The organism is Marinobacter changyiensis (assembly GCF_009193265.1).
GTDB classification, from domain to species: Bacteria; Pseudomonadota; Gammaproteobacteria; order Pseudomonadales; family Oleiphilaceae; genus Marinobacter; species Marinobacter changyiensis.
This window is the reverse complement of record NZ_VZZZ01000003.1, coordinates 196,442-216,960: the sequence shown is the minus strand read 5'-3', so window position 1 is coordinate 216,960 and position 20,519 is coordinate 196,442. Positions and strand designations below refer to the sequence as shown.

Annotated in this window: 17 protein-coding genes and 1 other RNA gene; 15 read left to right on the top strand and 3 right to left on the bottom strand. The window is 55.2% G+C overall.

Features of this window, described 5'->3' with window-relative positions:
* Positions 1-30: 30 nt before the first annotated feature.
* From F6Y09_RS09750 to F6Y09_RS09740, 3 genes are read right to left on the bottom strand one after another with little or no spacing between them, the layout of a single operon-like run.
* Positions 31-981, bottom strand: coding sequence for an SDR family oxidoreductase (locus tag F6Y09_RS09750; protein WP_152206742.1), 951 nt, complete (start codon positions 979-981; stop codon positions 31-33).
* Positions 981-1,796 carry a lysophospholipid acyltransferase family protein gene (locus F6Y09_RS09745; protein WP_152206741.1) on the bottom strand — a complete coding sequence of 272 codons (816 nt, stop codon included), beginning with the start codon at positions 1,794-1,796 and terminating at the stop codon, positions 981-983. The genes F6Y09_RS09750 and F6Y09_RS09745 overlap by 1 nt, the downstream gene beginning before the upstream one ends.
* 14 nt (positions 1,797-1,810) lie before the next feature.
* Positions 1,811-2,704, bottom strand: coding sequence for a D-hexose-6-phosphate mutarotase (locus F6Y09_RS09740; RefSeq protein ID WP_343031097.1), 894 nt, complete (start codon positions 2,702-2,704; stop codon positions 1,811-1,813).
* A gap of 492 nt (positions 2,705-3,196) precedes the next feature.
* Here F6Y09_RS09740 and F6Y09_RS09735 point away from each other — a divergent pair, with 492 nt between their 5' ends.
* From F6Y09_RS09735 to hrpA, 15 genes are all read left to right on the top strand, one after another.
* Entirely contained in the window at positions 3,197-3,808 is a 612-nt protein-coding gene (locus F6Y09_RS09735; RefSeq protein ID WP_246180446.1) for a 2OG-Fe(II) oxygenase, read from the top strand.
* A 111-nt stretch (positions 3,809-3,919) separates the two neighbouring features.
* Positions 3,920-4,016, top strand: an RNA gene (gene ffs / locus F6Y09_RS09730) — signal recognition particle sRNA small type.
* A gap of 175 nt (positions 4,017-4,191) precedes the next feature.
* Positions 4,192-6,138 carry a DNA polymerase III subunit gamma/tau gene (gene dnaX, locus F6Y09_RS09725; protein ID WP_152206739.1) on the top strand — a complete coding sequence of 649 codons (1,947 nt, stop codon included), beginning with the start codon at positions 4,192-4,194 and terminating at the stop codon, positions 6,136-6,138.
* Positions 6,139-6,207: 69 nt separating this feature from the next.
* Positions 6,208-6,528 (top strand): YbaB/EbfC family nucleoid-associated protein, encoded by a 321-nt coding sequence (locus F6Y09_RS09720; protein WP_152206738.1) that lies wholly within the window; start codon positions 6,208-6,210, stop codon positions 6,526-6,528.
* Positions 6,529-6,569: 41 nt separating this feature from the next.
* Positions 6,570-7,172 (top strand): recombination mediator RecR, encoded by a 603-nt coding sequence (recR, locus tag F6Y09_RS09715; RefSeq protein ID WP_152206737.1) that lies wholly within the window; start codon positions 6,570-6,572, stop codon positions 7,170-7,172.
* 45 nt (positions 7,173-7,217) lie between these two features.
* A complete protein-coding gene (locus F6Y09_RS09710; RefSeq protein WP_152206736.1) occupies positions 7,218-8,357 on the top strand; it encodes a ribonuclease D in 1,140 nt (379 codons plus the stop codon).
* Positions 8,354-8,647: a YcgL domain-containing protein gene (locus F6Y09_RS09705; protein WP_152206735.1), complete on the top strand. Its 294-nt coding sequence runs from the start codon at positions 8,354-8,356 to the stop codon at positions 8,645-8,647. The genes F6Y09_RS09710 and F6Y09_RS09705 overlap by 4 nt, the downstream gene beginning before the upstream one ends.
* Positions 8,644-9,090, top strand: a complete 447-nt coding sequence (locus F6Y09_RS09700; RefSeq protein WP_152206734.1) for a YcgN family cysteine cluster protein — start codon at positions 8,644-8,646, stop codon at positions 9,088-9,090. The genes F6Y09_RS09705 and F6Y09_RS09700 overlap by 4 nt, the downstream gene beginning before the upstream one ends.
* 102 nt (positions 9,091-9,192) lie before the next feature.
* A complete protein-coding gene (locus F6Y09_RS09695) occupies positions 9,193-9,534 on the top strand; it encodes a hypothetical protein (protein WP_152206733.1) in 342 nt (113 codons plus the stop codon).
* A gap of 69 nt (positions 9,535-9,603) precedes the next feature.
* Positions 9,604-11,814 (top strand): VWA domain-containing protein, encoded by a 2,211-nt coding sequence (locus F6Y09_RS09690; RefSeq protein ID WP_152206732.1) that lies wholly within the window; start codon positions 9,604-9,606, stop codon positions 11,812-11,814.
* Between the two features lie 105 nt (positions 11,815-11,919).
* Positions 11,920-12,765, top strand: coding sequence for an AAA family ATPase (locus F6Y09_RS09685; RefSeq protein WP_152206731.1), 846 nt, complete (start codon positions 11,920-11,922; stop codon positions 12,763-12,765).
* Between the two features lie 35 nt (positions 12,766-12,800).
* On the top strand, positions 12,801-13,979 hold the full coding sequence (locus tag F6Y09_RS09680; protein ID WP_152206730.1) for a vWA domain-containing protein: 1,179 nt from the start codon (positions 12,801-12,803) through the stop codon (positions 13,977-13,979).
* A 331-nt stretch (positions 13,980-14,310) separates the two neighbouring features.
* On the top strand, positions 14,311-14,484 hold the full coding sequence (locus F6Y09_RS20130) for a hypothetical protein (RefSeq protein WP_179959389.1): 174 nt from the start codon (positions 14,311-14,313) through the stop codon (positions 14,482-14,484).
* Positions 14,485-14,673: 189 nt separating this feature from the next.
* Positions 14,674-16,353 (top strand): AMP-binding protein, encoded by a 1,680-nt coding sequence (locus tag F6Y09_RS09675; protein WP_152206729.1) that lies wholly within the window; start codon positions 14,674-14,676, stop codon positions 16,351-16,353.
* 192 nt (positions 16,354-16,545) lie between these two features.
* Positions 16,546-20,421 (top strand): ATP-dependent RNA helicase HrpA, encoded by a 3,876-nt coding sequence (hrpA, locus tag F6Y09_RS09670; protein WP_246180480.1) that lies wholly within the window; start codon positions 16,546-16,548, stop codon positions 20,419-20,421.
* The last annotated feature ends 98 nt before the right edge of the window (positions 20,422-20,519 follow it).

The window sequence follows — 20,519 nt, the reverse complement described above, 5'->3', positions numbered from 1 at the left end:
TACGCCAGCCGGACCCGCGCCCGGCTGGCGTTAAATGGGTTTTTTGTTTTCCCGATAGAACCGGAAAATTTCCTTCAGCGGCCTTTGCGGCGTGAAATTAAAAGCTTTGGCGAACGAGCGACCGTCTATCACGACCGGATACTTGAAGAAGTCCATCAGGTACGATGGAAAACTTCTGAGCCTGAGGGCCCGTAAAATCAGTCTCGGCAAGATCGGTGGTATCGACGGTATTGGAATGCGTTTGCATCCGCACAGGGCCAATGCGTGTTGATAGGCCACCCAATCTTCCGGAGCTACATTATAAATGCCTTTATGGTTTTTCTGATAGGCAAGCACGATGGCATCGGCCATGTCATTGATATGAATAAACTGCATCATCGGTGAAAAGCCGGCCAGCACCGGGGCATGCTCGCTGGCGAGCAGTGTGCTGATGGAGTTCCGCACTCCGGGACCCACGATATTGCAAGGGCGCAGAACGGTAATGTTCAGGTCCGGATAGCGCCACAAGTAAATATTGGCCAGATTTTCCAGTTCCACTGAGTCAATCAGATCAGCGCTCAGACCGGCGCCTTTCAGGGGTGCCTCTTCATCTATGAGAGCCGGATTGTAGGCGACGGCACCATAGACGTGGTAAGTCGATAACACAACCACCCGTTTGATACCGTATTTGTGGCTCAGATCCAGCAGTTTCTGGCTTCCCAGTACGTTGGCATTATAGCGCCGCATCCGGGTGAGCTGACTCGACATGACGCGTCCGAGGTGGATGACACCATCGAAGTCATAACGCCGGAAAAGATCCTCGAAGACCCGTTTGTTGAAATCGATGCAGTAGCTGGGGATGTCGTCACCCAGGTAAACCTGCTCCCGGAAATCTACGGCAACCAGGTCACAATGATCTCTCAGGCGATTGATGACCTGCTGTGCCAGGGCGCCGGCTGCACCGGTGACCAGAATATGGGGTCGGCGTGTTGTGGTAGTCATCAGAACAGCCTTTTTCGTTCACTGAGGCCTTTGTCAATCAGCTCGCTGATTGCTGCTTTTACCTGTTCGACCCTTTCGGTGACAAGTTCTTCCGGGATTTCAGTGTCATCAAAAAACATCGGCGCCCCGAAATTGAGGTGAACTTTAGCGGGGAAGACCACCGGCAGCGCGACCGGCGCGTAAGGAATGCCTAGGGCTTTCGCCAGCGGTTTGATATTGGCGATGGCCGGTATGCTTTCTTCACAACCCACCACGCCCACGGGCACAATGGTTGCCTTGTGTTTCATGGCCAGATGCATAAAGCCGTTGCCGAATCGTTTGAGCTGATACCGATCCCGATACAGCTTGCCGGACCCACGTATGCCCTCGGGGAACACGATAACCGCTTCGTTGTTGGCAAGCATTTTGGCGCAATTGGTCGGGTCGCCCAGCACTGCTCCCATTTCATTAAGCAGGTTGCCGAGATAGGGAACAGTCGGAAAAAAACGCTCAATCATTGCCCTGGGCATTCTGGGGTCGGTCTCGCGGGAGGCAAGGGCATAACCTATCAGCACGCCATCAAGGGGTAATTGTCCGCTGTGATTGGCAACGATCAGAACCGGGCCTTCAGCGGGAACCTGGTCAACGCCATCGCACACAACCCTGAAATACTTTTCGTAGAGGTGCCGGGTGAGCGAAAAACCGATTTTCATTACCTCATTGTTGTAGCCCCAGGGGTCATAGCCAAGGCTGCCGATGGGCTTGCGGATACGGGTAATTTGCGCCTCCAATGCAGCAGGGACAAGTTTTGCTTTCAGGTAGGAACGTAAACTCATGCACTGTCCTTTTGTCAGCCCCGTGAGAGCATCATGGCGAGAGTATAACTGTGCCCCTCGTTCAACACTTGATAATCATTGGCACAATTTGCAGTTTCAACACAGAGCATGCGTCTCCATGCATCCGCAGGAAAGTCACTGAGTCGCGCAGCTTTCTCAGGGCCGGGGTTCCAGACCACTGTTGAATCGCTGCCTGATGGCGACAGCTTGCGGATGCCACCGGGCGTCGCAATGCGGAGTATCTCGCCGGATTCGTAAATTCTGTCGGTTTCACCCGAAAAGCGCACTGGGCCGTTTTGCACTTGCGTGCTCCAGTTGTCAAGGGTGTCGATATAACTTGCTTGGTCGAGGCCCCGCACCCGGGTATCGAAAATATCGGCTGTCGGCAGATAGGTGTGCAGGGCCTGGGTAAGGGCGAGTGGCTCGCGCCCGGCGTTAGTGGTTGTTAAAGCAATCTGGAGACCTTTATTAGAAAAATTGAACGTGAGCAGGGCGCGGCTGCGACCAGTCCAGAGATGAGAAAAATCCTCATTGGCGTCCAGAGAAAGGCTGACTTCCACTTCATGTGCGGACTCCCGAACATCTTCCAGCTTCCAGACTGCGGTGCGGGCAAAGCCGTGGGCGCTGTCTGCCAGGATGCGCTTGCGAACCTCGGGCGGGTTTTTGTCAGGATTTCCGAACCACGGCCAGCAGATCGGAATACCTCCCCTGATTGCACGGCCGGTTTCAAAACGGGCTGTTTCACTCAACCACAACCAGTTGGTTTGCCCGCTGGGTGAAAAATGAATCAGATGCGCGCCCTGAAGGAACAGCTTGGCGCTGAAAAGTGGATGATGAATCTGTAAGCTTTCAAGCTGGCCCATCGTTATCCAGCGGGTAAAGGACCAATGTCCCGGAGCGGTGGTCAAATTCTTACCTCTTTGTTATTTTCAAATTCCAACAAAATGATTGTTTTCAACTCCCTTTAAACTCCCACCCGTAGGCGCGACTTCAGTCGCGAAACCCTACATACGTCGATGCTAACCCTATATCACTAGCCAAAACGAAGCTATTAGTCCACCCGAAGAATGGCATACCTGTATGCATTTTCTCGCAACAAGCCTCTGTGCAGGGTTTTGCGCCCGAGCTGAATTTTAGACCCGAACAACTTCTAATCTTTCATGTATTGTATTTAATTCATAGTATTAAACGGTGAATTTAACGAGGAAGTTAAGTTTTATCGGCAGCATTATGCTGCAGTCATCCGATAAATCCTCCATCATATAACACCGCTCATTCGGGCCTTTTGCAGGAATACGATATTCAGGATGGACGTTAACGATTTATCTACGTTCTCAGTGGCCGCTGGTCGGCCTGGCTCGCGTTTGTCTGCCTCAGAACCCAAGGGGATTGAAGGAGCCATGGCGCAGGTCTGCAATGACCTCACGGAGTACGGGTGGGCGAACTTTTCGGTGTTTGAGTATTTGCCGTCTGAGCTGATTATGGAGTTGAAGGCAGAAGTAGAGCTGCTCCACCACAACGGCATTATGAAAGAAGCGGGAACCGGACGGGGAGCAGATCATTCCCGGGACCGTTCGATTCGGCGTGACCGTATTGCCTGGCTCAAGGGCGATACGGCAGCCCAAGTATCGCTCTTTCGGTTTTTTGAACGGGTGCGTGTCGACCTGAACAGGTTGCTGTTCCTCGGGTTGAATCGCTTTGAGGCCCATTATGCCAGCTATGAACCCGGTGACTTTTACCGGCAGCACATTGATAGCTTTAAGGGAAGGCGGTCCCGGATCGTCAGTGTGGTGTTCTATCTGAATGACCAATGGCAGGCCCAGGACGGTGGGGCGTTGCGGTTGTACAACCGGGATTCGCCCGATGAAATTTGCGGTACGGTGTTGCCCGAAGCGGGTAAAATGGTGCTGTTCATGAGTGAGGAAATACCCCACGAAGTACTGACGGCCCAGCGCACTCGGTACAGTGTGGCGTGCTGGTTCCGACAGGACGAAGTACCCATTCCGCTGTGAACCCCGCACGGGAAATGAGCGGAGCGGAGGTTTTGGGATTGCTGCCGCCCTCGTCGCCTGCTACTATGCGCGCCGCATCCCACCGAGTGGGTGCGAACGTTATGGTGGCTCCGCTGGTGCCTTCGCAACATGAAATCGTGAACCCGGTCAGGCCCGGAAGGGAGCAGCCGAAGCGATCGAATTGTGTGCCGGAGTGTTGCTGGTGGGGCCACCCCCAGATTTCCCCACCAAAATTATTCAAGTCATTTATTTCAATGCCTTGAAGTATCCTCTTAATATTTTTCTTGCTTTTTTTGGCTATTTCCCGCCTTTTCATCCGGCTTCTTCTGCGGAGCGGTCCGTGCTAAGGTTGACCTTATTTACAGCCGCAGTTGACGCACATCATGAGCTATCAGGTACTCGCCAGGAAGTGGCGCCCCCAAACGTTTGAAGACATGGTCGGGCAGGAACATGTCCTGCAGGCACTTGTGCATGCCCTGGAACATCAGCGGTTGCACCATGCGTACCTGTTCACCGGCACTCGCGGTGTCGGAAAAACCACGATTGGCCGTTTGTTGGCACGCTGCCTGAACTGCGAAACCGGTATAACGCCGAAACCCTGTGGTGTGTGTTCAAGTTGTGTCGAGCTGCAGGAAGGCCGGTTTGTTGATCTGATTGAAATTGATGCGGCCTCACGGACCGGCGTCGATGACATGCGGGAGCTCACCGATAACGTCCAGTACGCCCCCTCTCGTGGCCGCTTCAAGGTCTACCTGATTGACGAAGTGCACATGCTTACCAATCAGTCGTTCAACGCCTTTCTGAAAACACTTGAGGAGCCGCCGGAGCACGTCAAATTCCTGCTGGCGACGACCGATCCCCAGAAACTCCCGGTCACCGTGTTGTCCCGATGTCTGCAATTCAATCTGAAACGCATGACACCTGAACACATCGCGGGCCACCTGCGTCATGTATTGACCGAAGAACACATCCCCTTTGATGACCCGGCTTTGTGGCTGCTCGCCAGGGCAGCGGATGGAAGCATGCGGGACGCCCTGAGCCTGACTGATCAGGCCATTGCGTTTGGCAACCAGAAGCTCGCAGCATCCGATGTCAGCAGCATGCTGGGGACTATCGATCAGCGTGACATCGAACAGCTGGTCAAGGCTCTGGTACAGAACGACGGCCCGGCATTATTGTCTGAAATCCGGCGGATCTCCGACTTTGCCCCGGATTACGGGGCAATACTGGCGGATCTGTTGTCACTGTTTCATCGGGTCACCATGGAGCAGGTTATTCCGGGCAGTGCAGACAACTCTTTGGGGGATGCCGAGCAGGTTCAGACACTGGCGCGGCAGTTAAGTGCGGAAGACGCCCAGCTGTTTTATCAGGCCGCGCTGATGGGCAGGAAGGATCTTACTATCACGCCCGATGCCCGCATGGGCTTTGAGATGACACTGCTCCGGATGTTGGCGTTCCGGCCGGGCACCGACAGGGGAGAGCCCCCAACCGTATCCTCCTCCGGTGCTGCCAGAGCCACGGCAAGCGTTCAGGAGGAACCCGACCCTGCGGCCGCAACGGCTACGCCATCAGTAGACGAGCCCGAGCCAGCTTTAACGGCCAATCCGGCGTCCACGCCGGAACCTGAGCCCGCAGCCGAACCGGAACCCGAGCTGGAGCCTGAGCCGATTTCTGAACCCGAGCCAGGTCCTGAACCGGAGCCGGTAGACAGCCCCCAGGCACCAGAGCAACCGTCTGGGCAGGAAGCTCCGCCAGTTGTTGCGGCGAGTTCAGAAAATACAGATAGTTTCTATAATGCAGAGCGTTCCGAATACGCAGAACTGGACGCCTATGCAGATAGCCAGGTCACCGACGGAGATGATGAGCCGGAGCCCGTTCTGGCTGAAGCTTCAGAGGCGTCTTCGGGCGACCCGGAGCAAGCCGTCCCGGCGCCGCAAGAGTCCGGTTCTGATAGCAGGGACTTTCACTGGCCAAGGGATTTTCGTGGTCTTGAGATCGTGGGTATGCCTGGCAACCTGGCCAGCCACTCGGCGTTTCATAAACACGGTGATCTGATCACCCTCACTATTGACGAGGGGCATGCCCGGTTACTGACTGATCGCCATCAGGACCGTATAAAAGAAGCCCTGGCGACCCGTTTCGGTGATGACGTAACACTCAAGATCGAAGAGGGCGATGCCGAAGGCAATACCCCGGCAATCTGGGAAGAGCAGTCCCGTGTCGCCCGGCAACAAGCCGCGGAAGAGGCGGTACGCAGCGACCCGCTGATCCAGTCGATCGTGGAACGTTTTGAAGGCAGGGTAGTCGAAGACAGCATACGACCAGCCTGACTCTTTGATGTAGGCGTATGTGTTTGCCGGTCTTGAATTATCAAACATCAGACAGAGGAGTAGCGAGAAATGAACGGCATGGGTGACCTGATGAAAAAAGCCCAGAAAATGCAGGAAGAGATGCAGAAGGCTCAGGAGGAGATTGCCAAATCGGAAGTTACCGGTGAATCCGGTGCAGGCTTGATCAAAGTAACCATGACCGGGCGTCACGACGTACGGAAGGTTGATATTGATCCGTCACTGATGAGTGAGGACAAGGATATTCTGGAAGATCTGCTGGCCGCCGCCGTCAATGACGCCGTACGTCGGGTGGAGGAGAATCAGAAGGAGCGGATGTCTGGTATGGCTTCCGGTATGGGCTTGCCGCCCGGCTTCAAGATGCCTTTTTGATCGGTCAGGTTCGATGTATGATTTTTTCCTGAGGAACTGGAATGGCGTTTAGTCCGCTTGTTGATGAATTGGTTGAGTCGCTGCGCTGCTTGCCGGGAGTGGGCCAGAAAACGGCACAGCGAATGGCGTTTCATCTGCTCGAAAGAGGACGTTCTGGCGGTGAGCAGTTGGCAGATGCGCTAGCCCGGGCAATGACCGGCGTTCGCCGCTGCGAAACCTGCCAGAACTTCTCTGATACGCCTACTTGCACCTTGTGCCAGAATCCTGAGCGCAACACAGGTACCGTTTGCGTAGTGGAAAGCCCCTCTGATTTGCTGGCCATAGAGCAGGCCGGGGACTACCGCAGCAGCTATTTCGTGTTGATGGGGCATCTTTCTCCTATTGATGGGGTGGGACCGTCGGATATCGGTATTGATGTTCTGCTCCGTCGGGTTCGGGAAGAAGGTGTCACGGAGCTTATCCTCGCCACTAACCCCACTGTTGAGGGTGAGGCTACCGCGCACTATATTGCTGACCGGCTCGACGGCACCCCGGTGCTGATTACCCGTCTTGCCCACGGTATTCCTGTGGGTGGCGAGCTTGGCTACGTTGACGGTTTCACCCTTACTCATGCATTCCGGGGGCGCAAGCCCCTGGCGGACTGAGCCAACCTGAAAGTTACTGCAACCTGAAAGTTACTGAGAGCTACTATGGTTTCCAATTCCGATCCAGCCCACGTTCACTGGGTTACAACCCCCGGTGCACTGGACGACTGGTTGCTGTCTGAACCTGACGAAGCCCTGGCGCTGGATACGGAATTCGAGCGAATATCCACATTTTATCCCATCCCCGGCCTGGTTCAGCTGGGTCTGGGAGAACAGTATTGCCTGGTCGATCCGTCGGTGGCGGAACAATCTGCTGAGTTCCGGCGGGTTCTGGCCGACCCTGAGCGCCCCAAGTTACTCTATGCAATGAGCGAGGATCTGGAGCTGTTCCGGCACTGGCTGGGAGTGAACCTGGTCGGTGTTCTGGATCTTCAGATCGGCGCTTCCCTGGCGGGGGCAGGGTTCTCGGTGGGTTATGCGCGTCTGGTTGAGCGCTTGTTCGGTCACGCTCTCGACAAATCCGCGACCCGCTCGGACTGGCTGGCACGGCCTTTATCGCCAGAGCAGGAAAGCTATGCTTTGGACGATGTGCGTTATTTGAAACCGCTTTATGAGTGGGTGCTGGAGGGCCTGGCGTCGAAAGGGCTAACGGCAGCCCTGACTGAAGAATCGGCCCGTTTTGCCGATGACCTTAACAGTCAGGCGGAGCCCGACCAGTATTATCTGAAGGTCCGTGGTGGCTGGTATCTCAATCAAAAGCAGCAACAGTTATTGCAGGCGCTGGTTCGCTGGCGGGAGATTGAATGCCGGGAGCGGGACAGACCCCGGGGCCGTGTTCTGGCGGACAATATTCTGATCGCCATTGCAGAGTCTGCTCCGGCCAATACCGGCAAACTGGCGTCATTGCCGGACATGCCGCCGGTGGTGGTTCGGCGCTACGGCGAGATCTTGCTTGAAATAGTGAAACAGACAACCATACCGCCCGGCGCGGGCTTTGCGATGATTACGCCGCCCTTGACCCGGGACGAGCAAGGTATCTACAAAAAGATCAAACGGGTATTTGCGGACATCGCCGAGCAGCGGAGTGTACCGGTGGAATTGCTGGCGCCACGGCGCCGGCTGGAAGCCTTGGTGCGGGAAGGTATGAACGATCCGGAACAAACTTCCGGAACACTCTTTGAAGGTTGGCGCGGCACCATGACCACACCGGCCAGAGAACAAATCAGGGTAATACTGACATCATGAATGAGAGAGAGTTTGTTTCCGTGTTCCGGAGCAGCAAGAGCACGGATACCTATATCTATGTGAAACGGGGAAAAACCTGGAACGAGCTGCCGGAGCCACTCAGAAGTGCCTTCGGTCGCCCGGTGCATGCCATGGACCTGCTGTTGACGGCAGAGCGCAAACTGTCCCGGGCGACCGGTGATGAGGTGCTGGGTTCTATCAAGGATCAGGGCTTCTTTCTCCAGATGCCTGAAAAGCTGGAAAGCTATCTGGTTGAATTCAAGGAAAAGGTCGGGAAGCGCACAACGTGATCGCTGCCATCCCGTTTTGGCAACGTAAACGCCTGGACGAGATGACCCCGACTGAATGGGAGTCACTGTGTGATGGCTGTGGCAAGTGTTGCCTGGCCAAACTGGAGGATGAAGACACCGGTGACGTTTATTACACCGATCTGGTGTGCCGCTACATGGACCGGGAAACCTGCGGTTGCACGGTGTACGAAACCCGGCTGCAAAAAGTCCCCGCCTGCACCGTGCTGACACCGGCTACCATAAACGACTACCATTGGCTCCCGTACACTTGCGCCTACCGGACCCTGTCCGAAGGCCGCCCACTGGCGGACTGGCATCCGCTGCGCTCGGGCGATCCGGAAACCGTCCACCAGGCCAGCGTATCCGTCCGCCATCGGGTAATTTCCGAAGCCGATGTGCCAGAAGACCAATGGGAAGAACACATAATACATTGGGTTTTATAACCAAAAGGCCTCGAACATTGATCGCGGTTAAAACCGCTCCTACGGGGGAGGTTTTTGTAGGAGCGACTTCAGTCGCGAATAAACGAATAAAGGAAAAATGTTATGGATACTGAAGCCCAGCTGGCCTACGGAATTTTCTGGGCCCTTTATGCGGTCGCCTTTGTGGTTTTTTTCTACATGGTTACCCGGCTGTTCCGCCTGATACCTCTTTATGCCTTGCGTACGCTGCTGCAAGCGGCGCTGGTGGTTATTTTCCTTACGCCGGTGGAGTCTTCAGAGGCAGTCAACTGGTGGATTCCTGCGTGGCTGCATGCTGGCTACGAGGGCATTCTTGGCAACGCCGATGAAGCCGCCCGCGCGTTCTTCAACCTCGGTTTGGCATCGCTCGCTATGCTTCTGGTCTGGATACTGGATCTCGTGCGCTATCGGTTGGTGCGCAAGTAATATCATGGGCCCAACGGCCAGGCGCCGGGCTCTGACCCCACATAAAAATAACGAAAGGCCAGGCCGCCAATGAAACACCTGTTTAAAGGGGTTTGGGCATATCTGCTGCTGTCATTCGCGGTTCCGGGTGTGTTAGCGCAATCCGCAAACCAAGTGCCCGATTTACCGGCCCCCGCGGACGTTCGCGTCATTGTCGATATTTCCGGAAGCATGAAAACCAATGACCCTGAAAACCTTCGGCAGCCCGCTGTCAGGCTCATCGCACGCCTGCTCCCCGACGGCACCAGCGCTGGCATCTGGACCTTCGGCCAATACGTTAACATGTTGGTGCCGTTCACCGAGGTGGACGACGCCTGGCGCCAACGTGCCCTGGAGCGTTCCAGCCAGATTAACTCGGTCGCCCTTCGTACCAACCTGGGGGAAGCACTTGAAGTTGCCAGCGAAAGTTACCTCAGCGGTGGTGATCTCTCCAATACCCAGTTTATTCTCCTCACTGACGGTAAGGTTGATATTGCCCCGGACGACAATATCAACGAAACCGAACGGCAGCGGGTGCTCGGCGAACTGCTGGAACGTATCAAAACATCAGGCGCACGAATCCATACCCTTGCACTTTCTGAGGAGGCCGATCTTGACCTGTTGACCGCACTCGCGAGTCGCACTGGCGGCAGTCGCTCAATTGCAGACAACGCCAGCGAGCTGAGCCGGGTGTTTGTGACCGCGCTCAATACTGCGGTGCCCCAGGAACAATTGCCCATCCGCGATAGCGGCTTCCAGGTCGACAGCGGAGTGGAGGAATTCACGGCGTTAATTTTCAGCGACAGCCAACAGGGCGGGGCCGAGTCTTCCGGTGCCCTGACGCTGGTGACCCCAAGCGGAGCGAAGATAACCAGAAACTCTCGCCCCGATAACCTGCGTTGGGTCAGCGAGACCGGTTACGATCTTATCACTGTGGACCAACCCCAACCCGGTACCTGGGGGCTGGAAGGCACTCTGGGTGATGGTAGCCGGATTACCGTTGTCAGTGACCTGCGGATGGTGGTCAGTGATATCCCTGCCCGTTTCTATCGTGGCCAGATAGTAACCATTAATACGGCATTTTATGAAGAACAGTTGCAGATCACGAATCCGGATTTCCTGCGTGTGATGGACGTCAGCCTGATGCTGACCACTGACGATGGCCGCAGTGGCCGAAAGGTCTTAGCGGAAAATGACCCGCCTGAGGACGGAGTCTACCGTGATGTGATCCGACGCCTGGAACAGCCAGGCGATTACCGCATTGATCTGGTTGCCAGTGCCCCGACCTTCAGCCGCAAATTCAGTGGTGTCATTGCTTTGCGGCCTCCGGTGCAGATCGTCGTAAACGCCCGCGGCGCGCCGGATAATTCGGAATACGGTGTCACAGTGACTCCCGAGCATCCTGATCTGGACATTGAAGCTTCCAGTATCGCATTGACGGTTACGTCTCCGGACGGGGAGGTGGCGACATCGCAGTTGCCGTACTCGCCACAGAGTCGGCACTGGCAAGGCGCCGTCACACCAGAGCAAGGGGATGGCGCCTATACCCTTGCGCTTCGGTTTACCGGTTCGACCCTTGATGGCACCGATGTCAGTTACACCCCGGAATCTTTCCAGGCTCGCTTTCCCCGGGAAACCGGCGCCCAGAATGTGAGGGTCCCGCTGGCCCCGGCACCTCAGGCTTCCCGGGCATTACAAGCGTCAGAATCGTCCGGACCCGAACCTTCTCGGGAGCCCGCAAACACCCGACCGCAGGAAACCCCGGACACCCGTGCAGTATCCCCTGAGGATGAGGAGATAGCGGCGGCGGATAGTGCCGAAGTAGCCACTCACGCAGATGGACCGATCGACATAAGTCAGGTCGAGCCCCCTTCAGAAGCTGATGAAGTAGTTTCTGATCAGGTCGCTGACGTTGGCATCTCGCCGTTATTGCTTGCGAGTGCAGGGGGTTTGGCAGGGCTCGTCGTTTTTGCGGGCGGCTTGTTCTGGTGGCAAAAACGTCGATCCGGCAAACAAGGTGTGCCCTTATCAGACGAGGCTGGGCCCGCAGATGACGAACCCTTGCCGGTTGTTGAAGACGAGGGTGAGCCAATACCTCAGCTCGAGCCGGAAGTGGAGGGCGCCATTCCCACGGAGCTGGAAGACGACTTTGGACTGGAAGATTTTGACCTGTCTGATATCGATAAGCTGCCGGATATGGACGAACAGACGCCACCGGACAACGATCAGGCGGAACAAGCCGCAAGGCAACCTGAAAAATAGCCAGGCGGGTAAAAGTGTAGGCTGCTACGGTTTTACCCGACCCGGGAAGGCTTTATACTTGGTTTTATCGTTTTGAATCCAGACTCACAGAACAGGATCACTTGCATGAAATTTACCGGTACCGAGAACTACGTTGCAACGGAAGACCTGCAGATTGCGGTCAATGCGGCCATTGCGCTGCAACGTCCACTACTGATCAAGGGTGAGCCGGGCACCGGTAAGACATTGCTCGCTGAAGAAATGGCGGCTTCGCTCGGGATGAGGCTGATACCCTGGCATATCAAATCCACCACCAAAGCCCAACAGGGCCTGTATGAGTATGACGCAGTATCACGCCTGCGGGACTCCCAGCTGGGGGATGAGAAGGTCAAGGACATCAGCAACTACATTGTCCCGGGTAAGCTATGGGAAGCCTTTGATTCGGACGAGCAGGTGGTGCTGCTGATTGACGAGATCGACAAAGCCGACATCGAATTTCCCAATGATTTGCTGCTCGAGCTTGATCGCATGGAATTCTTTGTTTACGAGACCAAGAAACTGGTCAAAGCCAAACATCGGCCGGTTATTGTGATCACCAGTAATAACGAGAAAGAACTTCCGGATGCCTTTCTGCGCCGGTGTTTCTTCCACTACATCAGTTTCCCGGATCGTGACACCATGCAGAGCATCGTGGACGTACACTTCCCGAACCTGCAGCAGGACATCGTCCGGGATGCACTGGAAGTATTTTTTGATGTTCGCAAGGTACCGGGACTCAAAAAGAAGCCATCCACCTCCGAGCTGATTGACTGGCTGAAGCTGTTGATGGCGGATGAACTCTCCGCCAAGCTTCTGCAGGATCGGGATGCCAGCTCGGCGTTGCCGCCACTGTACGGTGCACTGGTCAAAAATGAGCAGGATGTTCACTTGCTGCAGAAGCTTGCGTTTATGGCCCGGCGGCGCCGGGGCTAGTGTCCCTTATTCACCCTGATGGCAGGGGGTAGCTTATGCTGATTGATTTTTTCATGGAGGTTCGCCGGGCGAAAGTTCCGGCCAGCCTGCGGGAGTTTCTGGATCTGCTGGAAGCGCTCAAGAGTCGTGTTGTATTTGCCAATATGGAAGAATTTTATTACCTGGCCAGATTATGCCTGGTAAAAGATGAGAGCCATTATGATAAGTTTGACCGCGCTTTCGATGCCTATTTCAAGGGTATTGAAAATCTCGACGAGCTAATGCAGGCACTGATTCCAGAAGACTGGTTGCGCGCCGAGTTTGAGAAGCAGCTCTCTGATGAAGAGAAAGCGAAAATCGAATCGTTGGGTGGGCTTGAAGAGCTGATTGAAGCCTTCAAGAAGCGTATGGAAGAGCAGAAGGAGCGACACGAGGGCGGTAACAAGTGGGTTGGGACCGGCGGCACCTCACCGTTTGGCGCCAACGGTTACAACCCGGAAGGTTTCCGCATTGGCCAGAAAAACGGTCGCCACGGACGCGCCGTCAAGGTTTGGGAAAAGCGGGAGTTCCGCGACCTGGACGACAGCATTACCCTGGGTACCCGTAACATCAAGGTGGCGATGCGCCGGCTGCGTAAATTTGCCCGACAAGGCGCCGCTGACCAGCTCGACCTGGACGATACCATCAGCTCCACGGCGCGGAACGCGGGCTACCTGGATCTGAAAATGGTCCCGGAACGGCACAACGCCGTCAAGGTGCTGATTTTTTTCGATGTCGGCGGTTCGATGGACCCCCATGTACGAGTCTGCGAGGAGCTGTTCTCGGCAGCTCGGGTCGAGTTCAAGCACATGGAGTACTTCTACTTTCATAACTTCATTTATGAAAGTGTCTGGAAAGACAACGTCCGGCGCATGAACGAAACCACGAGTACCTGGGATATCCTGCATAAATATACCCCGGACTATAAAGTCATTTTTGTGGGCGACGCCACTATGGCGCCCTACGAGATTGCTCAGCCGGGTGGCTCGATCGAACATTGGAATGAAGAGGCGGGGGCTACCTGGTTTCAGCGCCTAAGCGACCATTTCCGCAAAGTGGTGTGGCTGAATCCGTTACCCGAGCAGTACTGGGGTGGCGGTGGCTCACTTGGAATGACCCAGCAATTGGTGAATAATCATATGTACCCGCTGACCATCGAAGGGCTGGAGTCGGCCATGAAACACCTCAGCAAATAAGCCGGATACCCGTTGGGTAGGCAAAAAAGGGGTAGGTAAAAAAGGTAAGCAAAAAAAAGCCGATGCAGTTGAGGTGCATCGGCAAAGCTCGGCATATCAGGCGGACACCACCACAGGGTAGAAAGAGTGATGCCGCCGATCTATCTCTTAGCAATCGTTAAGCCATTTATTTTAATGTATTGAATTAAAACAATTATATAAATTTTGATCCCCGGTTTTCCGCAATACTTTTTCGAGCGCACCCACATTTGTAAAGCTTTTCGACAGACGATTTGTTGTTCAGGGATCTGGATGCCAACCTTGAATACCCATGCTGCTGGTAGCGGACTTCATGGATAACGATATCGATGCGTTGAAAGCAGATGTTGCAGAATTGAACCAGTCATGGTTTGACCGGAAAGATCTGCAGATTACACTGCTGCGACTAAAGTTGAATATTGACGCCTGCAGACGCTACCTCATTGGCTTCAAAACTGATATTCTCACGACTCTTTTTAATAGCTGAGACTTTAGTCTGGTTGTTTTTAAACCAGTTTTCCTATGAGTGCCATTCGTGACTGAACGGCCACATGGCGGCTAACGAGTGTCGGTAATCAATAACAGAAGTCGGGCCTGCGCGGCCAAATAGGGCGCCAGGATCTGACAAGCACCTGTCAAATAATATAAGCATAAGCAATAAACAGGAGATGGCGTGATGGATTTAGCGCAGTTCTATCAGGATAAATACCCACCTGGCGTTCCCAGCGAAGTTGACCTTAATAAATATCAGAGCATGGTGGATGTTTTTGATCAGGCGGTGAAGAAATACGCCGATCGTCCTGCCTTCAGTGCCGTCGGTGTCACGCTGACTTATCGTGACCTGGACACCCAGAGCCGGAACTTTGCCGCCTGGCTGCAGAATAAAACCAATCTGAAACCCGGTGACCGGATCGCCGTTCAGATGCCCAACCTGACTCAATATCCGGTAGTTGTATTTGGCGCGATGCGCGCCGGATTGATCGTGGTGAACACCAACCCTCTCTATACCACTCGGGAGATGGAGCACCAGTTTAACGACTCAGGTGCCAAAGCCCTGGTGGTGTTGGCGAATATGGCTTATAACGCCGAAAAGGTATTGCCGCAAACCAGCATTGAACATGTGATCGTCACTGAAATCGCCGATATGCATCCACCGCTCAAGCGCACGCTGATGAATGCGGTGGTAAAGCACGTGAAGAAAATGGTGCCGGTTTTCAACTTGCCCCAGGCTCACAAGTTGCCTGCGGTGCTGGCTGCTGGCGCTCGTGAAAAATTTACCGAGGTGGCCTGCAAGCAGGACGACATCGCGGTGCTGCAATACACCGGTGGCACAACCGGCGTGGCCAAGGGTGCGATGCTGACCCATGGCAACCTTGTAGCCAACCTGCTGCAAACCCGTCCGATGATGGAAGATATCCTCACAGAAGGTAAGGAAGTAATCATTGCGCCCCTGCCGCTGTATCACATTTATTCTTTTACCCTGAACTGCGGCATTATGCTGGAGGCTGGCGCCCACAACGTGCTGATTCCCAACCCCAGGGACATTCCGGGGTTCGTCAAGGAGCTCAAGAACTATAAGTTCAGCGGTTTCCTCGGTCTCAACACGCTGTTTGTAGCGCTTTGCAATAATGAAGAATTCAAGTCACTGGACTTCAGTGCGCTGAAACTGACGTCGTCAGGCGGCATGGCGCTGACCAGTGACACAGCGAAGCTCTGGACCCGAGTGACCGGCTGTGAAATCAGTGAGGGCTACGGTATGACCGAGACCTCGCCGGTGGTCACCTTCAACCCCCACAGTGCGATTCAGCTTGGTACCATTGGTTTGCCGGTTTGCAACACTCAGATTAAAACCATTGATGACGATGGCAATGAGACACCGCTGGGCGTACCGGGTGAACTTTGCGTCAAAGGCCCGCAAGTCATGCGCGGCTACTGGCAGCGCCCGGAAGAGACCCGGCAGTCTTTTACCGAAGACGGGTACCTGCATACCGGCGACATCGCCCTGATCCAGGAAGACGGTTACGTTCGCATTGTCGACCGGAAGAAGGACATGATTATCGTGTCCGGCTTTAACGTTTATCCGAACGAGATCGAAGACGTTGTGAGCGGTCATCCCAAGGTACTTGAGTGCGCCGCAGTCGGCATTGTCGATGACAAGAGCGGTGAAGCCGTCAAGGTGTTCGTGGTGTCCTCGTCCCCGGACCTGACCGAAGGCGAGCTTAAGGAATTCTGCCGTGAGCGGCTGACGGCGTACAAGGTACCGAAGAAGTTTGAGTTCCGTGATGATCTGCCCAAGACTAACGTGGGTAAAATACTGCGCCGAGAGCTCCGCGACGAAGACGCGAAAAAGAGTTAGTCGACGCCCGATTACGGTTCTGGTCGCGATATACTGCTGGCCAGGGCAAAAGGCATCGAAAAGAACCCTGCTCAGGCAGGGTTTTTTTGTTTTGTTGACTTAACGGTAATGATCAGGATATGGGTTTTCATGGGTAGCAAGACAACAGACGACGAGCAGGTTAACGCCGCGGTATTGGCCACAGACGCTGGTATGAAAGCTGTGATGGACCAGTTGTCACACTGCAATCAGTGGGAAGCTGCCCGCATTCGCAAACTCGTTACCCGAAAAAAAGGTTCCCTGACATCGAATGACAGGGGAAAGATCAACCAGTGGCTCGAACGGGGGCTGGCCCGTGTGCAGCAACGGCAAGCGGGTCATAAGCCGGCAAACTACCCGCCGGGTCTGCCGGTATCAGAACGCATTGACGATATCCGGGCGGCGCTGGAACAGCACCAGGTTATTATCGTGGCCGGTGAAACCGGATCTGGTAAAACCACGCAGATCCCCAAGCTGTGCCTCAACGCTGGGCGTGGTACCCGGGGCCTGATAGGGCATACGCAACCCCGCCGTATAGCCGCCCGCAGCGTAGCGGCGCGCTTGTCTGAAGAGCTCGGGGAGAACCCGGGGGAACGGGTCGGTTTCCAGATCCGCTTTACCGACACCACCTCCGAGCAGTCCCAGATCAAGGTCATGACTGATGGCATCCTGCTGGCAGAGGTTCAGCATGACCGGTTCCTTGACCGGTACGACACCCTCATTATTGATGAGGCCCATGAGCGGAGCCTCAATATCGATTTCCTGCTGGGCTATCTACGTCAGCTATTGCCATCGCGCCCGGACCTCAAAGTTATCATCACCTCGGCTACCATCGAGGTGGAGCGGTTCAGTCAGTTTTTCAACAATGCTCCAGTGATCGAAGTATCCGGTCGTACCTATCCGGTCGACGTCTGTTTTCGGCCATTGGCTGGGGATGACGAAGACAAGGATCAAGGCTGGACCGAGGGTGTACTTTCTGCGCTGGAAGAAGTTGAGCAGCATGAGCGCAGCATGGGTCAGCCGCCGGGCGATGTGCTGGTGTTCCTGCCCGGTGAACGGGAAATCCGCGCCATGAGTCGTAATCTGCGCCATGCGGAGTTGCGTCATACCGAGGTGATTCCACTGTATTCCCGGCTTAGCAACAAAGAGCAGAACCGGGTGTTCCAGTCCCACAGTGGCCGTCGTCTGGTGTTGTCCACCAACGTGGCTGAAACCTCACTGACGGTACCGGGCATCCGCTATGTGGTGGATACCGGGGTGGCCCGCATCAGCCGGTACAGTGTGCGCTCCAAAATCCAGCGTTTGCCCATCGAGCCCATTTCACAGGCCAGTGCCAATCAGCGGGCGGGACGTTGCGGCCGGGTTGCCCCCGGTATCTGTTTTCGGCTTTATGATGAGGCGGATTTTCTCAATCGCCCGGAATACACAGACCCGGAAATCCTGCGCACCAATCTGGCATCGGTCATCCTTCAGATGGCCAGTTCCGGACTGGGAGAAATCCGGCGCTTCCCGTTTCTTGAAGCCCCGGATAACCGTCAGATCAACGATGGCTACAAGCTGTTGGAAGAACTGGGCGCGGTGGATGACAAGCGCAGGCTTACCAGCCTCGGGCGTACCATGGCAAGGCTGCCACTGGACCCGAGGCTGGCCCGGATGCTGGTCACCAGCGCCGAACTGGGCAGTCTGTCGGAAACCTTGATCATTATTGCCGGGCTCAGTATTCAGGACCCTCGAGAGCGCCCCCAGGACAAACGGCAAGCTGCCGATCAGGCCCATGCGCCGTTCAATGACACCGATTCGGATTTTGCGACCCTGCTGAATGTCTGGAATTTCTATGAAGAGCAGCGCCAGACGCTGTCACAGAACCAGTTAAAGAAAGTGTGTCAAAAGCATTTCCTGTCCTGGATGCGAATGCGCGAGTGGCGGGATATTCATCGCCAGTTGGCGTTGATCTGCCGGGAACAGAAGCTCACACTCAATAAAACACCCGCTACCTATGACAGCCTTCACAAGGCCGTTCTGGCGGGCTTGCTTGGTCAGGTTGCCACCAAACTGGAGAAACGCGAGTATCTGGCAACCCGTAACCGAAAGGTGCTGATTTTCCCCGGCTCGAAGGTCGCGAAAACTTCGCCCAAGTGGATTGTGGCGGCGGAAATTGTCGAGACCAGTCGGGTGTTTGCTCGCGTTGTAGCACGGATTGAGCCCGAATGGGTCGAACCGCTGGCGGCTCATGTGGTAAAGCGGCAGTATTTCGAGCCTCACTGGGAGCGCAAGCGAGCTCAGGTGATGGGCTATGAGAAAGTGACGCTTTACGGCCTCGACGTTATCCCCAGACGCCGGGTTGCCTACAGCAAGGTCGACCCGGCAGAGTGCCGGCTGCTGTTCATCCGGCGGGCACTGGTAGAAGGCGATTACGATACCAGTGCTTCTTTTATCGAGGTCAATCGCCAGTTGCTCGATTCGGTTGAGAATCTGGAGCGTAAAACCCGGCGACGTGACTTGTTGGTGGACGAACAGGCTCTGGTGGATTTCTACGATCAGCGCCTGCCGGCTGACATTGTCAGTGGCCGGCATTTCGAGACCTGGTGGCACTCCCTTGACGAGGCCGGCCTCAAAAACCTGGAGCTGTCGGAGGAAGATGTGCTGCAGCGCCCTCTGGATAGCGGAGCAGGCGCGCAGTTTCCGGATCACCTGGAATGGGAGGGGGTAAAGTATCCGCTCGACTATCAGTTTGAGCCCACAGAAACCGATGACGGGGTGACATTGAAAGTGCCGTTGATGGCACTCAAGCAACTACCCGCACAACGCTTGGAATGGCTGGTGCCCGGACTGGTACGGGAAAAATGCATTGCGCTGGTGAAAAGCTTACCGAAATCGGTGCGTCGGAATTTTGTTCCGGTGCCGGACTTTGTGGACGCCGCACTGGATAATATGACGGCCTCCAATGAGCCGCTGACCCAGACGCTCGGTGAGCAACTCCGGCGCATGACCGGTGTTCGGATTGCGCCTGATGCCTGGCAAGCAGTAGAGCTTTCCAGCCATCTCAGGATGAATCTCCGGGTTGTGGATGACAAAGGCGAGGTTGTCGCTCAGGGCCGGGATATCGAAAAACTGCAGGACCGGCTTGATAAACAGGCAGAGGCTGCACTCAGGACCTCCGAATCCGCCACTGACAGTCACATCGAGCAGATCACCGCCCGGGACTGGGAGTTCGGGACATTGCCGGCTTTCGTGCAGACCGAGCGGGGTGGCATGCAGGTAACTGTCTACCCGGCGCTGGAAGACCTGGGAGCAGAAGGTGCCAGGACGACCCGATTTCTTGATCCCCTGACCGCAGAAGACAGTACCCGTCGTGCCGTTGCGCGGCTGATTCTGATTCGGCTCAGTAACACCCTTAACGATATCGAACGACGGTTGCCCTTTTTCAAAGCCTCGGGTCTGTTGTTTGCCCCGGTTGGTAAGGCCAGTGGTTTGCTGGATGATCTGCTGTTGGCGACAGCGATGTCACACTTTACCCGGGAGGTCTTGCCCCGTTCCGCCTCAGAGTTCCAGGCCATGTTCGATGCCGGGCGGGCGGATTTCATACCGGTATTGGAAGCGGCGGATGAACGCCTGAATAACGCCCTGAAAGGCTATAACAGATTGATGAAACAGCTCAAAGGCAAGATCAACCTGGCGCTGGCGAACAGCATGGCAGATCTGAAATTTCAGCTCCAGAACTTGGTGTATCCCGGTTTTATCAGCGCCACTCCGGACCAATGGCTGGCGCATTTCCCCCGCTATTTCGACGCAGCCGACGTGCGGCTCGAGAAAATGCCCAGGGAGATGGGTCGGGAGCGGGAATTTCTGCACACCATAGAGCCTTTGTGGGCCCGCTACGCTAAAAAGCGGGATGATCACCAGCGTCAGGGAGTGCGTGATCCGGAACTGGTGCTGTATCGCTGGATGCTGGAAGAGTATCGGGTCTCGTTCTTTGCGCAGCAGTTGGGCACCGATCTTACCGTGTCGGTAAAACGTCTCGATAAGCAGTGGGAAAAGGTGCGAATCTGATCCGGTTTATTGGCTTGGCGCGGGCAGGGTATCTTTGCTTGGGTGTGTTAAGATTCATCGCATAACAGAACTGTATTTCACTAACATGTCGTGGGGTA

What these genes read in the sequence shown, in the direction of transcription:
- F6Y09_RS09750 (WP_152206742.1), bottom strand. Translation starts at nt 981, where the DNA reads ATGACTACCACAACACGCCGACCCCATATTCTGGTCACCGGTGCAGCC.
- F6Y09_RS09745 (WP_152206741.1), bottom strand. Translation starts at nt 1,796, where the DNA reads ATGAGTTTACGTTCCTACCTGAAAGCAAAACTTGTCCCTGCTGCATTG.
- F6Y09_RS09735 (WP_246180446.1), top strand. Translation starts at nt 3,197, where the DNA reads ATGGCGCAGGTCTGCAATGACCTCACGGAGTACGGGTGGGCGAACTTT.
- dnaX (WP_152206739.1), top strand. Translation starts at nt 4,192, where the DNA reads ATGAGCTATCAGGTACTCGCCAGGAAGTGGCGCCCCCAAACGTTTGAA.
- F6Y09_RS09720 (WP_152206738.1), top strand. Translation starts at nt 6,208, where the DNA reads ATGAACGGCATGGGTGACCTGATGAAAAAAGCCCAGAAAATGCAGGAA.
- recR (WP_152206737.1), top strand. Translation starts at nt 6,570, where the DNA reads ATGGCGTTTAGTCCGCTTGTTGATGAATTGGTTGAGTCGCTGCGCTGC.
- F6Y09_RS09710 (WP_152206736.1), top strand. Translation starts at nt 7,218, where the DNA reads ATGGTTTCCAATTCCGATCCAGCCCACGTTCACTGGGTTACAACCCCC.
- F6Y09_RS09705 (WP_152206735.1), top strand. Translation starts at nt 8,354, where the DNA reads ATGAATGAGAGAGAGTTTGTTTCCGTGTTCCGGAGCAGCAAGAGCACG.
- F6Y09_RS09695 (WP_152206733.1), top strand. Translation starts at nt 9,193, where the DNA reads ATGGATACTGAAGCCCAGCTGGCCTACGGAATTTTCTGGGCCCTTTAT.
- F6Y09_RS09690 (WP_152206732.1), top strand. Translation starts at nt 9,604, where the DNA reads ATGAAACACCTGTTTAAAGGGGTTTGGGCATATCTGCTGCTGTCATTC.
- F6Y09_RS09685 (WP_152206731.1), top strand. Translation starts at nt 11,920, where the DNA reads ATGAAATTTACCGGTACCGAGAACTACGTTGCAACGGAAGACCTGCAG.
- F6Y09_RS09680 (WP_152206730.1), top strand. Translation starts at nt 12,801, where the DNA reads ATGCTGATTGATTTTTTCATGGAGGTTCGCCGGGCGAAAGTTCCGGCC.
- F6Y09_RS20130 (WP_179959389.1), top strand. Translation starts at nt 14,311, where the DNA reads ATGGATAACGATATCGATGCGTTGAAAGCAGATGTTGCAGAATTGAAC.
- F6Y09_RS09675 (WP_152206729.1), top strand. Translation starts at nt 14,674, where the DNA reads ATGGATTTAGCGCAGTTCTATCAGGATAAATACCCACCTGGCGTTCCC.
- hrpA (WP_246180480.1), top strand. Translation starts at nt 16,546, where the DNA reads ATGAAAGCTGTGATGGACCAGTTGTCACACTGCAATCAGTGGGAAGCT.